This window comes from Phytomonospora endophytica, from assembly GCF_014202425.1.
Lineage (GTDB): Bacteria > Actinomycetota > Actinomycetes > Mycobacteriales > Micromonosporaceae > Phytomonospora > Phytomonospora endophytica.
The window spans coordinates 222,542-240,874 of record NZ_JACHGT010000015.1 but is presented as its reverse complement, the minus strand read 5'-3'; the positions used below and the strand labels follow the sequence as shown (position 1 = coordinate 240,874).

The window sequence follows — 18,333 nt, the reverse complement described above, 5'->3', positions numbered from 1 at the left end:
CTCAGGGGCTCCGCCCCCGAGACCCCCGCTGGGGCTTCGCCCCAGACCCCACCAGGGACTCCGTCCCTGGACCCGGGACTTTCAGTCCCGGGATCGCTGCGCTCCCCGGTCCTGCGGGGCTGGGCTTCAGCCCGAGCGGGCCTTGAGTCCCGTGACTCGCTTTGCGAGTCCGGGACTGACCACGCGCGAGCCTTGGCCGGCGCTTCGCGTGGCCCGCGCTCCTCCCGTCCCAAACCGAGCCGCGGCCCGCCCTCCACCGTCCGGCGCGCATGCAGGTCTTGCGCGGCGCACGCACGTCGAGCTCACGCTCAGGCTCGGCCGGCGCTTCGCGCGGCCTGCCGCACGAACCTTGACGCGCGCACCACCCACCCACCCCCACCCACAAAAAAAACCCGCCGGCCCTTCGGCCGGCGGGTTTCCTGGCTCCCTAGCGCTGCTACTCGCCGCCTCCCGGCGTCGTCTTCGCGATCTGCATCAGGAACTCGATGTTCGTCTTCGACTTCTTCAGGCGGTCCAGCAGCAGCTCCAGTGCCTGCTGCTGTTCCAGGCCCGAGAGGACCCGGCGGAGCTTGTAGATGATCGCCAGCTCTTCCGGCGCGAGCAGGATCTCTTCCTTACGCGTCGACGAGCCGAGCACGTCCACGGCCGGGAAGACTCGCTTGTCGGCGAGTTTGCGGTCCAGTTTCAGTTCCGCGTTGCCCGTCGCCTTGAACTCCTCGAAGATGACCGTGTCCATCATCGAACCGGTCTCGACGAGGGCCGTGGCGATGATCGTCAGCGAACCGCCGTTCTCGATGTTGCGCGCGGCACCCAGGAAACGCTTCGGCGGGTACAGCGCCGTCGAGTCGATACCACCGGACATGATGCGACCGGAGGCCGGCGCGGCCAGGTTGTAGGCCCGGCCGAGACGCGTCACCGAGTCGAGCAGCACGACGACGTCGTAGCCCAGCTCGACGAGACGCTTCGCGCGCTCGATGGACAGCTCAGCGACCGTGGTGTGGTCGGACGGCGGACGGTCGAAGGTGGAGGCGATGACCTCACCCTTCACCGAACGCTGCATGTCGGTGACCTCTTCAGGCCGCTCGTCGACCAGCACGACCATCAGGTGGCACTCGGGGTTGTTGGTCGTGATGGCGTTGGCGATCGCCTGCATCACGCTCGTCTTGCCCGCCTTCGGCGGCGCCACGATCAGGGCGCGCTGCCCCTTGCCGATCGGGACGACGAGGTCTATCACCCTCGTGGTGAGGATGTGCGGCTCGGTCTCCAGCCGCAGACGGTCCTGCGGGTAGAGCGGCGTGAGCTTGTAGAACTCCGACCGGCGGCGCGCCTCGTCGGGCTCCATGCCGTTGATGGTGTCGAGCCGCACGAGCGGGTTGTACTTGTCGCGGCGGCTGTTGCCGCTCTGCTGCTGCGGCTCACCCTCGCGGGGCGCGCGCACGGCACCGGTGACGGCGTCACCGCGACGCAGACCGTACTTGCGGACCTGCGACATCGACACGTAGACGTCGTTCGGGCCGGCGAGGTAGCCGGTGGTCCGGATGAAGCCGTAGTTGTCGAGGATGTCGAGGATGCCGCCGACGGGCACGAGCACGTCGTCCTCGCGGATCTGCGGCTCACCGCCGCCACCCCCGCGCTGACGCTCGCCGCCCTGACCGCCGCGGTCACCGCGATCGCCGCGGCCGCCACCGTCACGCTCGCCGCGCTCGCCACCGCGACGACGGTCGCGGTCACGCTGACGACGGTTGCGGCGACGGCCGCCCTCGTCGTCATCGTCGGCGCGGTTGTCGCGGTCCCGGTTGTCGCGGTTGCCCTGCTGGTCGCCGCCTTGCTGGCGGTCGCCGCCCTGCTGGCGGTCACCGCGCTCGCGACGGCCTTCGCCGCCCTGATCCTTGTTCACGGGCTTCTTGTCCCCCTCGGCGGCCGCGGCGACGGGCTGCTTGTCGCGCTGCCGGTCCCCCCGGTCGCGCTGGCGACGCTCGCGGCGCTGTTCGCCGCCCTCGCCGCCGGACTGCTCACGGTTGTCCGCGGACTGCTTGTCCCCGGCGGGCTCGGCGGCCTGCGCCTCGGGCGCGGCCGTCTCGGTCACCGCCTCGGTGATGGTGCCGCGCGGCTGCGGCGGGCCGGCCGGGCGGGTCGCCCGACGCGGACGCTCACCGTTGACCGCCGCCGACTCCTGAGTGGGCTGTGCCGAGCCCTGCGTCTCGTCGGACGCGCCGTTGACCGGCGCGGAAGAGCCGCCGCCTTGTGCTCCCTGGATCGCGACGATGAGCTCGCTCTTGCGCATCCGGCCGATGCCGGTGATGCCGAGAGAGCTGGCCAGTCGCTGCAATTCGGGCATGAGCATGGCCGCAAGGCCGGTACCGGTCCGCTTACGCCGGGCGTTGCCGGTCACGGACGGGGTGGTGGCGTCGTCGGTGACGTCCGGCGAAACGTCGGTGGTGTCGCTCAATGGTTTCCTTCCCTTAGCAGGCCGGTTCGAACCGACCTCGGGCTACGCGCTTTTCACGCCCCACACCTTGTTGTCAATGCGTGTGGACGTGTGGGCCTTCGGCCCTTTTGGGGTGCGGAGTCTTTTGCGTGGCGCAGGTCGCGCACCTTGCCGGAATCGGACCCTACGTGGGAAGTCCTCCCCAGACATGACCGTGGCAGGTGGCAGGGTTTCTAAAATCGGGGGGTCGACCCCCTTAGAGACCAGGCACGCGCCGGAACACCGCGGCTGCCGCTGAAAGAGCCGTGTTCGCGCGAAATGCACTGACTTCGTGACGAACACTGCGGCTGTGCTGTTCATAAGGATAATCAACTACGTCCCCGCGTACAACACCTGGGTCCCGGCGTGTTCTTACCGACGCCTATCGGGCCGACGCTCCATCGGCCACCGGCAGCGGCGACACGCGGAATCCATCGGCCTCGATGGGCGTCCCGCCGAAGGCGATGACGCTCGGCCCGGCACCACTGATCGCGGCCGGTACGCCCTTGTCTCGCAGCTCGGCGACCAGGTCGGCGCTGCGCGTCATGGTCGCCGCACGGTAGCGCTGGTGGATGCGGTCGTCGGTCGCGTCGAGCAGCAGCTCGGGCGCCGACGTCACGGCGTGGACCAGCAGCGCGGCACGCCCGGCGTTGAACGCGGCGTCGACGTGCGGGACGCGCCCGGGCAGGGCCGCGCGGGCGTGCGCGGTGAGGCCGTGGCCGTCGGGCACGTACACGACGGGCTTGAGATCGGGATGCGCTTCGAGGCGCACGGCGCGGGCACCGCGCTCGTCGGTCCAGGCGATGGTGAAGCCGCCGAGCAGGCAGGGCGCGACGTTGTCGGGGTGGCCCTCGATCTCACCGGCCAGGCGCAGGCGGTCCTCGACGCCGAACCCGGCGTCGGGGCACAGGGCCGCGGCGAGGCTGATCCCGGCGACGATCGCCGCCGAGGAGGAGCCGAGCCCGCGCGCCTGCGGGATCGCGTTGCGGCACGACAGGCGCAGCCCGGCGGGCCGCACTCCAATGTGGTCGAAGGCGCGGAAGGCCGCGCGCGCCACCAGATGCGTCTCGTCGCCGGGCAACACGCCCTCGCCTTCACCGGTGACCTCGACCCGCACGCCGTCCTCGGCGATCTCGGCGGTGACCTCGTCGTAGAGGCCGAGCGCGAGGCCGAGGGAGTCGAAGCCGGGTCCGAGGTTGGCGCTGGTCGCGGGCACCTTGACGGTGACGGCACCGGTGGCGAGACGGGTCACCCGCGTGACGTTACCCGCCCGCGCGCGCCCCGGGCGGGAGTGACCCGGTCACTCCTTCGGGCGAGGTTCACGCCCGGCCTGCTTGAGCGCCAGGCGCAGCGCGTACTCGATCTGCGCGTTGACGCTGCGCAACTCGTCGGCGGCCCACTTCGCGATCGCGTCGTGGACCGCCGGGTCGAGTCGCAATAGGACGTTCTTGCGCTGTGCCACGCCTGATACCCCGTTGTCTCTACTGGTAGAGCGATCCGGTGTTGACCACCGGCTGGGTGGACTGGTCCGAGCACAGGACGACGAGCAGGTTGGACACCATGGCCGCGCGGCGTTCCTCGTCGAGTTCGACGATGTCCTCGGCGGCGATGTGGTCGAGGGCCATCCGGACCATGCCGACGGCGCCTTCGACGATCTTCGCGCGGGCCGCGACGACCGCCGTCGCCTGCTGGCGGCGGAGCATGGCGTGCGCGATCTCGGGCGCGTAGGCGAGGTGGGTGATCCTCGTCTCAAGGATCTCGACACCGGCGAGTTCGACCCGTTCGCGGAGTTCGGTGGTGAGCTCCTCGGCGACGGCGGCACCGTCGCGCAGGCTCATCAGGTCGGAGCCGTGGCTGTCGTAGGGGTAGCAGGTGGCCATGTGCCGCACGGCGGCTTCGGCCTGGATGGAGACGTAGGCCTGGTAGAGGTTGATCGCGAAGGTGGCCTTGGCCGCGTCGACGACGCGCCAGACGATGACCGCGCCGATCTCGACGGGGTTGCCGTCGGCGTCGTTGACCTTCGCCGGCGGGGTCTCGAAGTTGCGGACGCGCAGGGAGACGCGGTTCCTGCGGGTCAGGGGCCAGACCCAGTGCAGGCCCGGCTCGCGGACGGAGCCGACGTAGCGGCCGAAGAGCTGGACGACGACCGACTCGTTCGGGTTCACCGTGACGATCCCGGAGATCAGCACGAGGGTGGCCAGAACGACGAGGACGATCACCGCGGCGACCAGGCCCTCGTTGCCGTCGAGGACGCCGCGGGCGACACCGAAGACGCCGAGGGCCAGGACGGCGAGGACAGCGACGGGGGCGAAGAGCCCGGGGATGCGGAACGCGGCGCGCTCCATGGGTACCTCCGAGAGGATAGCCAAGTGATATCACCACGATAGCCCGCGAGGTCTCCAGCGACGAGCATCGGCCCTCACCTACGGCCACGAGGGCCTTCGCTCGCCGTACCTTCCCGCGCCACGCGACGGGGCCGCAACATCCGGAAGGCTGGAGCATCTCCCGCGCCGACCTCGCCCAGCTGCTGCTGAACCTGTCGGGCGATCCGAGTTCCCACTTCGAGACCATCGCCGTCGCCGACTGAGACCGGGGCCGACGTGCGTCGGCCCTCTTTCACGCCGTCCTTCGTCACGCAAAGTAGTGCACAGATTCCCTTGCACAATCCCCTGTGCACAATTACCTTTGCACTCATGAGCGACGAGCCCTACGAGATCAGCGAGCTGGAGGTGCTGCGTTCCCTCGCGCAGCCCCGAAGGCAGCAGATCCTCCAGCACCTCACGCTGCACGGACCCGCGACCTCGGCCACCCTCGCGCGGGCCCTCGACCTCAACACCGGCGCCACCAGCTACCACCTGCGCGAGCTGGCCCGGCAGGGTTTCGTCGAGGAGGTCCCCGACCAGACCCACGGGCGGCAGCGCTGGTGGCGCTACGTCAAGCGCGACATCCGCTTCCCCCCGCGCAGCGCGCAGGACGAGGCGACACGGGTCGTCGTCGACGAGATGAACCGCCAGTCCTTCGCCGCCGACATCGACGCCTTCCACCGCGCCCAGGCCGAGACCGCCGAGGACGCCGAGTGGGCCGACATGCCCTACTCGCGCGGGACCATTCATGTCTCGGTCGGCGAATTGCGCGAGTTCTTCGAGGAGTACATCGCGCTGCTCAACCGGTACGCACGCTCCGAACAAGACGGTGCGCGTACTGTCCTCACGCGCTTCCTGGCGTTCCCCTCACCGTCGGCGCCCGCCGACGAGCCCACAGAAGACTGAAACGGACCACCATGACCACCCTCTCCCCCGCCGCCGCACCGGCCGCGGTCAGACTCACCGCGATCTCCAAGACCTACGGCAAGGGCGCCGGCAGCGTCGCCGCCCTCAAAGACGTCAGCGTCGCGATTCCGCGCGGCAGCTTCACCGCCGTGATGGGCCCGTCCGGATCGGGCAAGAGCACCTTCCTGCATTGCGCGGCCGGGCTCGATCACCCCAGCGCGGGCGCGGTGCACCTCGGTGAGACCGACCTGTCGGGGATGAACGAGACCGCCCTGACGAAGCTGCGGCGCCGGCGGATCGGCTTCGTGTTCCAGGCCTTCAACCTGGTCCCGGCGCTGACCGTCGAGCAGAACGTGACCCTGCCCTTCCGGCTGGCGGGCTCCAAAGTGGACCGGGACTGGCTCGCCGAGGTGCTGCGCCGGGTCGGCCTCGCCGACCGCGCCCGGCACCGCCCGGCCGAGCTGTCCGGCGGACAGCAACAGCGCGTCGCGATCGCCCGCGCACTGGTCACCCGGCCGGAGGTCCTCTTCGGAGACGAACCTACCGGCGCCCTGGACACCGTGACGGCCAAGGAGATCCTCGGCCTGTTGCGGTCCACTGTGGACGAGATGCGCCAGACCGTGGTGATGGTCACCCACGACCCGGTCGCGGCCTCCTACGCCGACACCGTCCTGTTCCTCGCCGACGGCCGCATCGTCGAGTCGATGCCGGCACCCACCGCCGACAAGGTCGCCGAGCGGATGACGACCCTGGGGGCGTGGTCCTGATGTTCACGTTCGCCCTGCAGACACTGCGATCCCGGCTCGCCGGCTTCGTCGGCGCGTTCGTCGCCCTCATGTGCGCCGCGGCCATGGTCGCCGCCTGCGGCATGCTCCTCGACACCGGACTGCGCGGGGAGATCCCGGTCGAGCGCTACGCCGGTTCACCGATCGTGGTCGCCGGGGACCAGATGCTCCACTGGAACGTCGTCAAGGACAAAGGCGACGGCGAGACCAAGACGAAGACGAAGTCCAAGCCGCTCACCGAACGCGCGTGGATCCCGGCCGAGCTGACCGCGACCGTGGCGGCCGTCCCGGGTGTCGCCGAGGTCGTGCCGGAGGTGAGCTTCCCGGCCCACCTTCTCGACGCCCGAGGGCTTCCGCTGTCCGGTCCCGAGGACGGGAACTCCTGGGGACACGGCATCTCCTCGGCCCCGCTGACCCCGTTCGCCGTCACCGACGGCCGCGAACCGGCCGTCGCGGGTGAGATCGCGGTCGACACCGAACTGGCCTCGCGCGCCGGGATCGCCGCCGGGGACACCGTCACGGTGCAGAGCACGACGACGCCCGGCTCCTACACGGTCGTCGGACTGGTCACCCCGGAATCGGGAGACCTGGCCGCGCAGTCGACGATCTTCTTCGCCGACGACGAGGCCCGCTCGCTCGCCGGGCACGACGGCATGCTCACCGCGATCGGCGTGGTGCCAACGGAAGGCGCCGACCTGGACAAGCTCGGTACGGACCTGTCGGCGGCACTGACCGGCACGCCCGGCCAGGTCTACGCCGGTGCCGCGCGCGGTCCGCTGGAGTTCGTCGAGGCCGAAGGCGCGCGGGTCAAGCTGCTGAGCATGGGCGGCGCGATCGGCGGGACCTCACTGCTGGTCGGCGTCCTGGTCGTCGTCGGCACCTTCGCGCTGTCGATGCAGCAGCGCCACCGCGAGATCGCGCTCCTGCGGGCGATCGCGGCGACGCCCCGGCAGATGCGGCAGCTGATCGGGCGGGAGGCGCTGATGGTCGGGCTGACCGCCGCGCCGATCGGAGCGATCGGCGGGATCTTCCTCGCCGGGTGGCTGCGCGAGCGCTTCGTCGGCTACGGCGTCATTCCGGCCAATCTGGAACTCGTGGTGAGCCCCTTCCCGCCCATCGCCGCCATCGCGGCCACCTTGGGCGCGGCCTTCCTCGCCGCGCGGATCTCGGCACGTCACGTCATCCGCATCCGCCCGACCGAGGCCCTGTCCGACGCGGCCATGGCGACACCGAGACTCGGCGTCCTCCGCGCGATCTTCGGCGTGCTCGCCCTGGCCGGCGGCGTGATCCTACTCATCGTCCTGAGTGGACTGTCCATGGAGGCTGCGGCGAGCCCGGTGACCTTCTTCACCGCGATCCTGCTGGTCGTCGCGCTGGCCCTGCTCGGGCCGGTCGTCGCCCGCGTCGCCGCGTTCGTCTGCACTCCCCTGTTGAGCGTGATCCTGCGCGCCAGCGGCTATCTGGCCGCGGCCAACGCCCGCACCGGTGCCCGCAGGCTCGCGTCGGTGATCACGCCCCTCGGGCTGCTCATCGGGCTGACCGTGACGATCCTGTTCGTGCCGACGACGATGGGCGACGCCGCCGCCGGTGAGATGCGCGACGGGACCAGGGCCGACTACACGCTCGCCGCACCCGGCCCGGGCATCCCACCGGAGGCCGCCGCCACGGTCCGCGACCTCCCAGGCGTCGACGCCGCCACCGAGACGGTCGGCTCGACCGTCCGCGTCGGGCAGGACAAGTACCGCGCCCAGGGCGTGACGCCGCGGAACGTGTCGGCGAACCTGGATCTGGGCGTGCGCCAGGGATCCATGGACGACTTCGGCGACACCTCGATCGCGATGAGCGAGCTGGCCGCCGAACAGCGCGATGCCACCGTCGGCGACCAGATCGACGTGACCATGGGCGACGGTGTCCACGTCACGCTCACGCTGGTCGCGACCTACACAAGGCATCTGGGCTTCGGCGACCTGACCCTGCCCCACGCCGTCGTCGCCGCCCACGTCGACAACCCCCTGTCGTCGACGGTGCTCATCTCGGGATCGGTGACCCCCCAGCAGATCCGCGAAGCACTCGGTTCGGCCTACCCGACGATCGCCGTCCTCGGCGACGCCGAAGTGGCCGAGGCCCGCTCCGCCGCCGCCTCGACCAACGCCGAGGTGCAGCTCCTGGTGATGAGCCTCGTGATCGCCTTCGCCGCCATCGCCGTCGTCAACACCCTGGCCATGGCGACCGCCGACCGCGCCCGGGAGTTCGCCCTCCTCCGCCTCGTCGGCACGACGAGGCGACAGGTCCTGCGCATGCTGCGGGCCGAGACCGGCGTGGCGGTCCTGATCGCCGCCGTCATCGGCACGGCCATCGCCGTGGCCACCCTGACGGCCTTCAGCAAGGGGATGACGGGAGCCGCGCAGCCGTCGCTGTCGGCCGTGAAGTACACGGCCGTCATCGGCGGAGCCGCCCTGCTGGCCTTCCTCGCGACGGCCCTGCCGGCCCGGATGGCACTGCGCGGACGGCCCGCCGACGTCATCGGCGGGAAGCAGTAACGGTCCGATGTGGACGGCCGGTGCCCTGGAGGGTGCCGGCCGTTCGGGGTTTCACGGGGCCCAGTCCAGGTAGGCCATGTCCGTTCGATCAGCTCGGCCCGACCCGCCATTCCCCGCTCGCGGCCCGCTTCGCCAGACGCAGCAACGCCGCCGTCGCCGCGATCGCCACGAACGCCGGTGCCGATCCGATCCAGCCGGCGCCCATCGCCTTCGTCGCGAGCAGACCGAGGGCGAGCACGCCGGCCGCGGCCAGCGAGAACAGCACGGCGGCGGGCACGCGCCAGAGCAGCCGCGAAGAGGTGGCCACGTTCCCGGAGGCCCTCGCCGTGCCCGGGACGATGTCGTCGGCCGCGTGGCCGACCGCCTCACGGATCAGGCGCGCGTCGGCACGCGCATGGTCGTGGGGTGAGCGCTCCAGCACACCGGCAAGCAGGCGCAGGTCACGGTCGGCGCGTCGTGCGACCGGGTTGGACAGGCGCAGTGTCCACACACCCGCGAGGTCGGGGAACACCACGTGCAGTTCGACCCGCCGCCACCATGCAGCGAGGCGGACTTCGCGACGGTGGAGGTCGGCGACCCGAAGACCGTCGCGGAGGCGGGCGTGTAGGCGGTCGCCGACGAGCCAAAACTCCTCGGCGTGCGGCTTCGCCTCACCGATCGTCTCCATGAGACGCCCGAACGCCCAGGCCGGAAGGGCGACGACGGCCGCGAGCCACAGGCCGAGGCTCACCACCGACTCCGTCCCCGCCGTGAAGACCGCCGGGGCGGCCCAGGCCGCGAGCCCGCACGCGGCGGCGAATCCGAGGACGGTCACGGCGACGCTCTCGGTCGACGTAAGCGGCACGCCGCTCGGCGGGAACCGACCGAGCGGCACCGCCCCGGCCGGCACGCCGTCGCTCGGTTCCGGATGGCGCAGCTCGGCCGGCGGCGCACCGAAGTCGGGTTTTGCCAGGGCCGCGTGCAGGGCGGCGATCGCGGCCTTGTCGCGCGGCGGAGTGATCCTGACCTTCCGTACGTCCAGGATGGATGGACGCCGGCGGGTGGTCCGGAAGAGCAGGGCGGCGGCACCGGACAGGAGCAGGAGACTGGTGGCCACCACGAGAGCGACGGACGCCGGTGCGGCTCCGGCTCCGGGGGGCTTGCGGTCGAGACGGCTCCAGGTCTCCTCGGTGGACCAGTTCACGGTGAGAGGAGTGCCCCGGTCGGTGTCATCGAAGACCGCGTCGACGGCTCCCCAGGGCCTGCCGTCGACGGTGATCTCGCAGTCCCACCAGAGCAGTTCCGAGCTGCACGAGACGACGTCGACGCGGACGGGCGTCCCACCGCGCCCCGGCGCGTTGTTCACGGCATCGAAGGCTCCATCGGTGAACCACGCCGAGTACAGGCCCAGTCCGATGATCAGGGCGGCGGCACCGGCGGCCCGGAGCCTGTCGCCGGGCCCGCGCGGCCGGTCGAGGCGCCCGGCGAGCCCGTACTCCAAGGCGAGGGCTCGTCGTCGCAGCCGCACATCCCGCGCGATCAGGATCAGACCCGCGGTCGGCCAGACGAAGCCCGCCGCCAGCAGGGCGGTACTCCAGGGATCGGGGGTCATCGCCGCTTCGGTCCAGGCGATCGCGGCGGGCGTGAAGCCGAACGCGCACCACAACGCGATGAGCCGGGTGCGGCGTCGGGTCACATCGTGGTGTCGGCCGACGAGTTCACTGTGGATGGACGCGGCGGTGGTGGCGGACGGGGAGGGACTCATCGGGCAGACCTCTGGATGGCGAAGGGGCACTTGACGAGAAGGGGCGGTGGCCCCGGCTTCAGCTCAGCGCGAGGACCGCGACCTCGGCGTCGGTCAGAGCGCCCCAGTGCACGGCGACGTCCAGCGACCGGCCCACGTAGGCACCGAGTGTGCCGCGCCCGACGGTGAAGCCCCCGCCCGCGTTCCACAGTGGAGCGTCCACCGTGGTCACGGCGACGGCGGCACCTGAGACGTAGAGCCGGATCTCGTCGGCCACGGCGTCGTAAACACCGGCAAGGTGCACGACCCCACCGTCGGGGGGCGTGTCCTGGCAAGCCGACCGAATCGGCGCGTCCACGGCGTCGCTCAGCCGCACCGTCATGCACCAGGCGTCCACGTCGGCGCGGTAGCCGAGTTCGAACGCGCTCACCGCCGTACCGCTCTGGGAGAGCAGAGTCGCGTCGGCGTTCACGGCGTCCGGGATGGCGATGGCCGAGACGGTGAACGAGTCCCCGGTGCGCACGACAGGCCCGGCCGTGGCGGCGAAGGCTTCCCCGGTACCGGTCCGCAACACGTCTCCCGCGCCCCACGCCTCGATGTCCGCGCCGGGGCCGAGGATCAGCTCCCGATTCCAAGCGGTCTCGTCCCTCGCGGTCCCGCAGCAGTCGCCGTTGAAGCTCCAGGATCCGACGACCTCGGTCGTCATCAGCCTCGGCAGATTCCACAGGTACTCGCGGATCTCGCGGGGGTCGACCGCGCGGTCGTAGAGTCGCGCGTCGGCGAGTCCGCCGTCGAAGGCCCGGCAGGCCTCGGCATGGCACAGGGCGCGACCGACGGCCACCGGCCCGGTGGCGTTCCACGTGGGAGCCGGAACGGCGCGCTCACCGGTGAGTTCACCGTTGACATAGAGGCGGATCACGCCTGCCACGGCGTCGTAGGTGCCGGTGAGGTGGGTCCACGCTTTCGTGGCCGGTGTGGCCTGGCAGGTGTGCAGGCTCGGCGCGGCCGGCGCGTCGGTCATCCGCACGCTCAGACACCAGGCACCCGGGTTCGCCGCGTACTCCAGGCGCACAGCGCTCACCTGGGCGCCGTCCAGCGAGATCGCGGTGGCGTTGCCGCCGAGATGGTCGAGCTTCGCCCAGGTGGACAGGGTGAACGAACTGTCGGAACGAATGACGGGGCCGGCGGTGGCCAGGTGGTCGTCGCCGTCGAAGACGGCCGTGGGCGCACCGATCAGCCTTGTGTCGGGCGTGAGCACGGGGTTCCCGAACACGGCGAGGTCATGGCCGGATCCGGTCCCGTCAAGGAAGGGGCCGGTGGTCCCACGGCGGGTCTCCAGCGGCCACGCCGCGACCGGGCCGGACGGCCGGGTGACGATGAAGCCGTATGAGTACCGGTCGCCGAGACGCCCCGAGCCGTCAACGGTCTGGAAGAACAGCACGTTCATCCCGAACGTCGGAGGCGTGAGGGTCACTTCGGCGACACCGCCGACGGCGGCCACGTAGCTGTCCGCCGGATCGCGGAAGCCGTAACGGAACCCCGCGATGTCGGCGGAACCGGTGAACACGAAGGTCCCCGGCGTCTCCGGCGAGCCGTGCGCACCGCAGGAGTCCGGCACGCACTCTGGATAGTCCACTGAGGACACCGTCGCCACGGACTCGTCGGCGTAAGCGGTGGCGGGGAACAGGAGCAGGCTCGCGGCGAACACGAGCAGCGCGGCACCGGCACGCGAGCCGATCGCGCGCACGAGGGCATGAACGGGCATGGGCATCTCTTTCAGGCAAGGGCAAAGGCACAGGGCCCCACAAGAGTGGATCACCCGCACCCACGCGTCAACACCCCCTCCACCCGGGTATCCCCCCACAATCCCCTGGCGACCATGCATGCCCCGGCATATGGTGGCTGAGGTGGGACGAATGACCGGTCCGTCCGGAAAGGACAGTGATGGCCATCAGACACACCACCACGATCAGCGCCGGCTGGCAGCGCGCACTCCGCCTGCATCACCTCGTCGAACAAGCCCTCGCCCAAGGCCTGCACCGCGGTCACCATCTCGGGCTCTCGGAGTTCCGCGCGCTCGATGAGCTCGCCTCGACCAAGGGCGGCTCCATGCGGGTGCAGAACCTGGCCGTCGCGATCGGGCTCAACCAGAGCTCGGTGAGCCGGCTGGCGGCACGCCTCGAAGAGGCGGGTCTGGCCCGCCGGACGACGTGCGCCGACGACCGGCGCGGCGTCTTCACCGAGCTCACGGCGAAGGGACGGGTGACGCACCGGCAGGCGCGCGCGACCTACGAAAAGGTCCTGGCCAAGGCCCTCGACGACGCGGGCACCGACGACGACCTCGCCCGGCTGGCCGCGGCGGTGCGCGAGGGCTAGCCCCCCAGCAGGCGGCGGGCGAGGCGGCTCAGCGCCGCCCCGATCTCCACTGTGGACAGACCGCGTTCCTCGCGTTGGTACCGGAAGACCTCCGGCGCCAGCGGCGCGAGGAGCGCGTCGACGAGCGCGTCGGGGTCGGCGACCTCGGCGGCGACGAGCAGCGAGCGCACGTGCACGCGCCAGAAACCGTAGGCGCCCGTCTTCATGCGCGCGTTGCCCGTCTCGGCCCCCAGGGCCAGGGGCAGATGCCGGTCGAGGAGCTCGACCATGGCCTCGTAGAACGCGGCAAGGCGCTCTCCCGGCGGCGCGCCCGGCCCCAGCGGCGGCGCGCCGGCGAGGAGCTGTCCTTGCAGCAGCCGCTCGTGCTCGTCGAGGAGCGCCACGGCGATCGACGCCGGATCGGGGTAACGGCGATACAGGGTGGCGCGGCCGACCCCCGCCTCCTTCGCGATCCGGTCCATGGTGATCGTGCGGGGATCGGCGGTGCTGAAGAGGCGTTCGGCCGCGGCGAGCACCCTGGCGCGGTTGCGGGCCGCGTCGGCCCGCTCCCGCCCTTCGGGGGGTGAAGCGGCGGTGGTCATGGGAACGATCTTAAACATGTGACGGCGACTATGTGGTCAGGGTGTCCACTTCCGTGCCTATACTAGGCGGACACAGTGTCCACTTACTCGTCCCTAGAAGGCCCCATGGAACTCGCGCTTCTCGCCTCCGCCTTCCTCATCGGCGGCCTGCTCGCCGTCCAGGCATCGGTGAACCTCCAGCTCAACAAGGCCGTCGGCACCCCGTACGGCGCCTCAACGGTCCAGCTCACGGTGGCGACCGTCCTGCTCGCGCTCGCCGCGGTCGCCGTCGGGGCCCTCGGCGCCTTCGGAAATCTCACCGACGTCGAGCCCTGGCACCTGCTCGGCGGCCTGGCCAGCCCGCTCTACATCACCAGCGGCATCCTGCTGTTCCCGCGCATCGGCGCCCTGGCCGCGGTCGGCCTGTTCGTCACCGGCCAGATGTTCGCCTCGCTCGCCCTCGACCTCTTCGGCCTGATCGGAGTCGCGCGGCAGTCCATGACCGCGGGCATCGCCGTCGGCGCGGTCGCCGTGCTCGCCGGGATCACCATCGTCATCCGCGGCGCCAAACAGGCGACCGTGGCCACGCCCGCACCCGTGCCCGCGACCGTCGGCGCGGGCGGTGGCGGCGGAACCTCCGCGCCCGCGCCACCGCCCGCCCCGACCTCGCACGGCGTCGGCCGCGCCGGCTGGATCCTGCTCGGCCTCGTCGCCGGCGCGGTCCTGCCGATCCAGGGCGCCGTCAACGCCCGCCTGCGCGCCGACCTGAACGAGCCGCTCGCCGTCGCCCTGATCAGCTTCGTCGTCGCGACCGTGACCATCGCGATCGTCCTGCTCGTCCTGCGCGCGCTCGGCCGCACGCCGGCGCCGAAGCTCGGCGAGCTCGGCAAGGTCCCGTGGTGGGGCTGGCTGGGCGGCGCGTGCGCGGCGGTCTACGTCACCGCGACCTTCCTGCTGATCCCCGAGATCGGAGCGGCCACGACGATCGCGCTCACCGTCACCGGTCAGCAGGTCGCCTCGGCGTTGATCGACCACTTCGGACTGTTCCGCATGCCGCGGCGGCCGATGAACACCAACCGCCTCGCCGGTCTCGCCCTGCTGATCGCCGGATCCCTACTGATCCAGCTCCTCTGACCCCCCCCTCCCTCCTCACCGAAAGGAAGTCCCGTGCGCCCGCCCTACAAGTTCCGGCGCGACGCCTACGTCCTACCGTCCGACCTGCCCATCCCCGGTGTCGGACAGCAGCCCGTCAATGGTTTCCTGTTCCGCGACGGGCAGCCGATCCTCATCGACACGGGCATGCCCATCGACCGTCCCGAGTTCCTCGACGCCCTGTGGGGCCTGGTGGATCCGGCCGATCTCCGCTGGGTCGTGGTCACGCACGACGACCGCGACCACAGCGGCGCCCTCGTCGACATCCTCGACGCGGCACCGCGAGCGCGGCTGGTGACCAACGGCGTCTCGCTGATCCGCCTGTCGGAGGAGTTCGCCGTCCCCGCCGAGCGGGTCGTGCAGGTCAATCCCGGGCAGCGTTTTCGCCTGGGGCGGCACGACTTCGAGGCGCTCCGGCCGCCGACCTTCGACTCGCCGGGCACGATCGGTCTCTTCGATCACAGCGAGGACACGCTGATCAGCTCCGACAGTTTCGGCACGATCCTGCCCGAGCCGGCCGAGTACATCGACGTGACCGATCCGGGTTTCCGGGCGGGCTTCGACGTGTTCAACCGGGCGATCGCGCCCTGGACCTCGGCCACCGACCTGCCCCGCTTCGACGCGGTGCTGCGGCGGATCCGGCGACTGTCGCCGGGCACCGTCCTCAGTTCGCACGCGCCGGTCATCGGCCGCCACATCGACGGCCTGTTCGACGCCATGTCCGACATTCCGCTGCTTCCCGCCTGGCTGCCCGACTCCACGCTCGACGTGGAGACGGCGATGGCCGCGCAGGAGGCCGAACTCGCACTCACCACCGAACCGGCGTAGCCGCCCGCGGCCACGCGAAGGGAAAGAACATGACCGACCAGCCCGACCTGACCCCCGAGCCAGGCGTCATCGTCGTCTACTCCGACATCTGGTGCTCTTTCGCGCACATCACCATCCGCCGGCTGCACGCGGCCCGCGAGCGGCTCGGGCTGTACGGGAAGGTCTGGTTCGATCTCCGGGCCTTCCCGCTCGAACTGCTCAACGACGCGCCGAGTCCCCGGACCGGCACCGACTCCGAGGTCGCGCGCATGGCGATCCTCGAACCCTCCGCCGGATGGCGGCTGTGGCAGGCGAAGGACTGGCTGTACCCCTCGACGACGCTACCGGCGCTGGAGGCGGTGCAGGCCGCCAAGGCGCAGAGCCTGCGCGCCGCCGAACAGCTCGACCTGGCGCTGCGCCGGGCCTTCTGGGCGGAGTCGAAGTGCATCAGCAACCGCAAGGTCATCCTCGACGCCGCCGCCTCCACGGGGGCGGTCGACGTCGCCGAACTGACCGAGGCCCTCGACGACGGCCGCGCCCGGCGGGACCTGTCGGACCAGGCGGCGCTGTCGCGCACCGACCGGATCGTGTGCAGCCCGCACCTGTTCCTCCCCGACGGCACCGACCACCCCAACCCGGGCATCACCTCGCGCTGGGAGGGCCGGTACGGCGTGGGCTATCCCGTCGTCGAGTCCGACGACCCGAAGGTCGTCGAGGACCTGCTGCAGCGATCGGCGCCGTGACCCGCACACGGTATTCGTTCGCCCGTCAATGACCACTGACCTTTGACGCATTCTCGACCAGGACGGAAACAATTGCTCGCATAAGTTAGGGAGCAATTTGAAATTCCGTCACTCCCCCGGGGTCGGAACATCGCTAGCATATTGATTAACTTCAATTCGCCACCTGGTGATCGAAGAACCCGAAAGGGAGCCACCATGCTCGAAGCAAGCGTTCCACCACGTCCGATGCCGTCGGGGACGACGAACGAAATCTCCCCGATGGTCAATCTCGACGATTTCGCCGACCTCACTCAGCACGAGATCCAGGCCCTCAAAACAAAATACAACCTGGCCGACGCGCACACCCACCAAAGGCAGTCGCCGAGCCAGGAGAAGATCGTCGAACAACTCCCCTCGCTGTGGTACCAGGCCGAGGAGGACCAGCAGTCGTATTTCGAGGAGCGTTTAACCGACGCGTTCTTCCGCCTGCACCGGCAGCCGACCGCCCGCCTCCTCGGCCGCACCATGCTCTCCTACTCGGCGAGCGTCTCGACCATGGTCGCGGCCATGTACCTCAAGCAGCGCGACATGACCGTCGCGCTCATCGAGCCGTGCTTCGACAACCTCACCGACCTGCTGCGCAACATGCGCGTCGGGCTCACCGCCCTCCCCGAGGAGCTCCTGCGCGACCCGGCGCGGATCCGCGAGCGTCTCGACGCCGAGGTGAGCGCCGACGCGCTCTACCTCGTCGATCCCAACAACCCCACCGGTTTCAGCCTCCTCACCGACGGCCGCGCCGGCTTCGAGGCGGTCGTCCGGCACTGCGTCGAGCACGACCGGCTGCTCATGATCGACCTGTGCTTCGCCTCCTTCGCGCTGTGCGACGGCACCGGCCGCATCGACCTCTACGAGCTGCTGGAATCCTCCGGCGTCACCTACATCGTGCTGGAGGACACCGGCAAGACCTGGCCCGTCCAGGACGCCAAGTGCGCGCTGCTGACCGCCAGCCGCGACATCCACGACACCGTCTACAACCTGCACACCAGCGTCCTGCTGAACGTCTCGCCGTTCGTGCTGAACCTGGTCGCCCACTACATCGAGGACTCCATCGACGACGGCTTCGCCTCCGTCCGCGACCTCCTCGCCCGCAACGCCGAGGCCGCCCGCGAGGCCCTCGACGGCACCATCCTCGAATACCAGCGCCCGCGCGTGACCACGAGCGTGTCCTGGTACCGGATCCGCCCGCCCGAGCTGACCGCGACGGCACTCCAGCGGGCCCTGCTCGACGAGGACGTCTACGTCCTCCCCGGCACCTACTTCTACTGGAACCGCCCCGACAGCGGCGAGCGCTACATCCGCATCGCACTGGCCCGCGAGCCGCGCGTGTTCGCCGCGGCGATCGCGCGCGTCCGGGAGGTGCTGCGCCGTCATGGCCGCTGAGATCGTCATCGACGCGGCCCTGTTCATGGGGATGCACGCCGCCGAGGAGTCGGCGCGGCTGGCCTGCAAGTCGTTCTTCACGTCGAACCTGGCCACGCCGATGCTGATGCCGCTGGAGCAGGTCGGGTTGTGCGACGACCTGATCTGGCGGCTGCCGCGCGACACGCAGGACGCCTACTACCCGTTCATGGACAACCTGCATTCGCTGCTGTGTGTGGAACGGCCCGGCTACGGGCGCGGCGACGCCGAGATCGGCTTCGGGTCGGCGGCCCTCGACGGGCTGCCCGATCACGAACGGCTGCTGCTCGGTTTCGTGCTGCGCAAGGGCGGCACGCTGCACACCGCCAGTCCGCGGCTGACCGGCCGCACGGGCCTGCCCGTACGCGGGATCGAGACGCCGGGCGCGGATCGAGCCTTTCCCAAGACGCTCGAAACCCTCTACGAACAGTCCCTGAAACTCACGGTCCCGGCCGCTGATCTCTAGGAGGAGGC

At 70.6% G+C, this 18,333-nt stretch carries 16 protein-coding genes; 9 read left to right on the top strand and 7 right to left on the bottom strand.

The genetic code is table 11. The features are described 5' to 3' along the window. Positions 1-436 precede the first annotated feature (436 nt). From rho to HNR73_RS30090, 4 genes are all read right to left on the bottom strand, one after another. Positions 437-2,449 (bottom strand): transcription termination factor Rho, encoded by a 2,013-nt coding sequence (gene rho, locus HNR73_RS30105; protein WP_184791048.1) that lies wholly within the window; start codon positions 2,447-2,449, stop codon positions 437-439. A gap of 400 nt (positions 2,450-2,849) precedes the next feature. Further along, positions 2,850-3,719 (bottom strand): homoserine kinase, encoded by an 870-nt coding sequence (thrB, locus tag HNR73_RS30100; RefSeq protein ID WP_184791047.1) that lies wholly within the window; start codon positions 3,717-3,719, stop codon positions 2,850-2,852. A gap of 48 nt (positions 3,720-3,767) precedes the next feature. Further along, positions 3,768-3,929 (bottom strand): type II toxin-antitoxin system antitoxin, encoded by a 162-nt coding sequence (locus HNR73_RS30095; protein ID WP_184791046.1) that lies wholly within the window; start codon positions 3,927-3,929, stop codon positions 3,768-3,770. A 19-nt stretch (positions 3,930-3,948) separates the two neighbouring features. Further along, positions 3,949-4,812: an SPFH domain-containing protein gene (locus HNR73_RS30090; protein WP_184791045.1), complete on the bottom strand. Its 864-nt coding sequence runs from the start codon at positions 4,810-4,812 to the stop codon at positions 3,949-3,951. Between the two features lie 348 nt (positions 4,813-5,160). Between HNR73_RS30090 and HNR73_RS30085 the strand changes: the two genes are divergently transcribed. From HNR73_RS30085 to HNR73_RS30075, 3 genes are read left to right on the top strand one after another with little or no spacing between them, the layout of a single operon-like run. Next, positions 5,161-5,736: a MarR family transcriptional regulator gene (locus HNR73_RS30085; RefSeq protein WP_184791044.1), complete on the top strand. Its 576-nt coding sequence runs from the start codon at positions 5,161-5,163 to the stop codon at positions 5,734-5,736. A gap of 11 nt (positions 5,737-5,747) precedes the next feature. Next, complete coding sequence (locus tag HNR73_RS30080) at positions 5,748-6,503, top strand: ABC transporter ATP-binding protein (RefSeq protein WP_184791043.1); 756 nt, start codon at positions 5,748-5,750, stop codon at positions 6,501-6,503. Next, complete coding sequence (locus HNR73_RS30075) at positions 6,503-9,061, top strand: FtsX-like permease family protein (RefSeq protein ID WP_184791069.1); 2,559 nt, start codon at positions 6,503-6,505, stop codon at positions 9,059-9,061. Before HNR73_RS30080 ends, HNR73_RS30075 begins: the two co-directional genes overlap by 1 nt. An 88-nt stretch (positions 9,062-9,149) precedes the next feature. Here the strand turns inward: HNR73_RS30075 and HNR73_RS30070 are convergent, their stop codons facing one another. Beyond that, a complete protein-coding gene (locus HNR73_RS30070; protein ID WP_184791042.1) occupies positions 9,150-10,805 on the bottom strand; it encodes a hypothetical protein in 1,656 nt (551 codons plus the stop codon). 58 nt (positions 10,806-10,863) lie between these two features. Continuing rightward, positions 10,864-12,549, bottom strand: a complete 1,686-nt coding sequence (locus HNR73_RS30065; protein WP_184791041.1) for a LamG domain-containing protein — start codon at positions 12,547-12,549, stop codon at positions 10,864-10,866. Between the two features lie 179 nt (positions 12,550-12,728). Here HNR73_RS30065 and HNR73_RS30060 point away from each other — a divergent pair, with 179 nt between their 5' ends. Beyond that, a complete protein-coding gene (locus HNR73_RS30060; protein ID WP_184791040.1) occupies positions 12,729-13,160 on the top strand; it encodes a MarR family winged helix-turn-helix transcriptional regulator in 432 nt (143 codons plus the stop codon). Here the strand turns inward: HNR73_RS30060 and HNR73_RS30055 are convergent. Further along, the gene (locus HNR73_RS30055; protein ID WP_203686306.1) at positions 13,157-13,741 is read right to left on the bottom strand and encodes a TetR/AcrR family transcriptional regulator; all 585 of its coding nucleotides are present in this window, start codon (positions 13,739-13,741) and stop codon (positions 13,157-13,159) included. The genes HNR73_RS30060 and HNR73_RS30055 overlap by 4 nt on opposite strands. Before the next feature lie 105 nt (positions 13,742-13,846). Between HNR73_RS30055 and HNR73_RS30050 the strand changes: the two genes are divergently transcribed. From HNR73_RS30050 to HNR73_RS30030, 5 genes are all read left to right on the top strand, one after another. Next, a complete protein-coding gene (locus HNR73_RS30050; protein WP_184791038.1) occupies positions 13,847-14,854 on the top strand; it encodes a DMT family transporter in 1,008 nt (335 codons plus the stop codon). Between the two features lie 33 nt (positions 14,855-14,887). Beyond that, positions 14,888-15,700, top strand: coding sequence for an oxygen-binding di-iron domain-containing protein (locus HNR73_RS30045; protein ID WP_184791037.1), 813 nt, complete (start codon positions 14,888-14,890; stop codon positions 15,698-15,700). A 29-nt stretch (positions 15,701-15,729) separates the two neighbouring features. Further along, positions 15,730-16,422 carry a DsbA family oxidoreductase gene (locus tag HNR73_RS30040; RefSeq protein WP_184791036.1) on the top strand — a complete coding sequence of 231 codons (693 nt, stop codon included), beginning with the start codon at positions 15,730-15,732 and terminating at the stop codon, positions 16,420-16,422. 258 nt (positions 16,423-16,680) lie between these two features. Further along, positions 16,681-17,841: an aminotransferase class I/II-fold pyridoxal phosphate-dependent enzyme gene (locus HNR73_RS30035; RefSeq protein WP_184791068.1), complete on the top strand. Its 1,161-nt coding sequence runs from the start codon at positions 16,681-16,683 to the stop codon at positions 17,839-17,841. Beyond that, on the top strand, positions 17,831-18,325 hold the full coding sequence (locus HNR73_RS30030; RefSeq protein WP_184791035.1) for a DUF6190 family protein: 495 nt from the start codon (positions 17,831-17,833) through the stop codon (positions 18,323-18,325). Before HNR73_RS30035 ends, HNR73_RS30030 begins: the two co-directional genes overlap by 11 nt. Positions 18,326-18,333: the final 8 nt, after the last annotated feature.

Excerpts from the sequence above, each read along its gene's own strand:
- HNR73_RS30090 (WP_184791045.1), bottom strand. The coding sequence starts at position 4,812 with ATGGAGCGCGCCGCGTTCCGCATCCCCGGGCTCTTCGCCCCCGTCGCT.
- HNR73_RS30085 (WP_184791044.1), top strand. The coding sequence starts at position 5,161 with ATGAGCGACGAGCCCTACGAGATCAGCGAGCTGGAGGTGCTGCGTTCC.
- HNR73_RS30080 (WP_184791043.1), top strand. The coding sequence starts at position 5,748 with ATGACCACCCTCTCCCCCGCCGCCGCACCGGCCGCGGTCAGACTCACC.
- HNR73_RS30075 (WP_184791069.1), top strand. The coding sequence starts at position 6,503 with ATGTTCACGTTCGCCCTGCAGACACTGCGATCCCGGCTCGCCGGCTTC.
- HNR73_RS30070 (WP_184791042.1), bottom strand. The coding sequence starts at position 10,805 with ATGAGTCCCTCCCCGTCCGCCACCACCGCCGCGTCCATCCACAGTGAA.
- HNR73_RS30065 (WP_184791041.1), bottom strand. The coding sequence starts at position 12,549 with ATGCCCGTTCATGCCCTCGTGCGCGCGATCGGCTCGCGTGCCGGTGCC.
- HNR73_RS30060 (WP_184791040.1), top strand. The coding sequence starts at position 12,729 with ATGGCCATCAGACACACCACCACGATCAGCGCCGGCTGGCAGCGCGCA.
- HNR73_RS30055 (WP_203686306.1), bottom strand. The coding sequence starts at position 13,741 with ATGACCACCGCCGCTTCACCCCCCGAAGGGCGGGAGCGGGCCGACGCG.
- HNR73_RS30050 (WP_184791038.1), top strand. The coding sequence starts at position 13,847 with ATGGAACTCGCGCTTCTCGCCTCCGCCTTCCTCATCGGCGGCCTGCTC.
- HNR73_RS30040 (WP_184791036.1), top strand. The coding sequence starts at position 15,730 with ATGACCGACCAGCCCGACCTGACCCCCGAGCCAGGCGTCATCGTCGTC.
- HNR73_RS30035 (WP_184791068.1), top strand. The coding sequence starts at position 16,681 with ATGGTCAATCTCGACGATTTCGCCGACCTCACTCAGCACGAGATCCAG.
- HNR73_RS30030 (WP_184791035.1), top strand. The coding sequence starts at position 17,831 with ATGGCCGCTGAGATCGTCATCGACGCGGCCCTGTTCATGGGGATGCAC.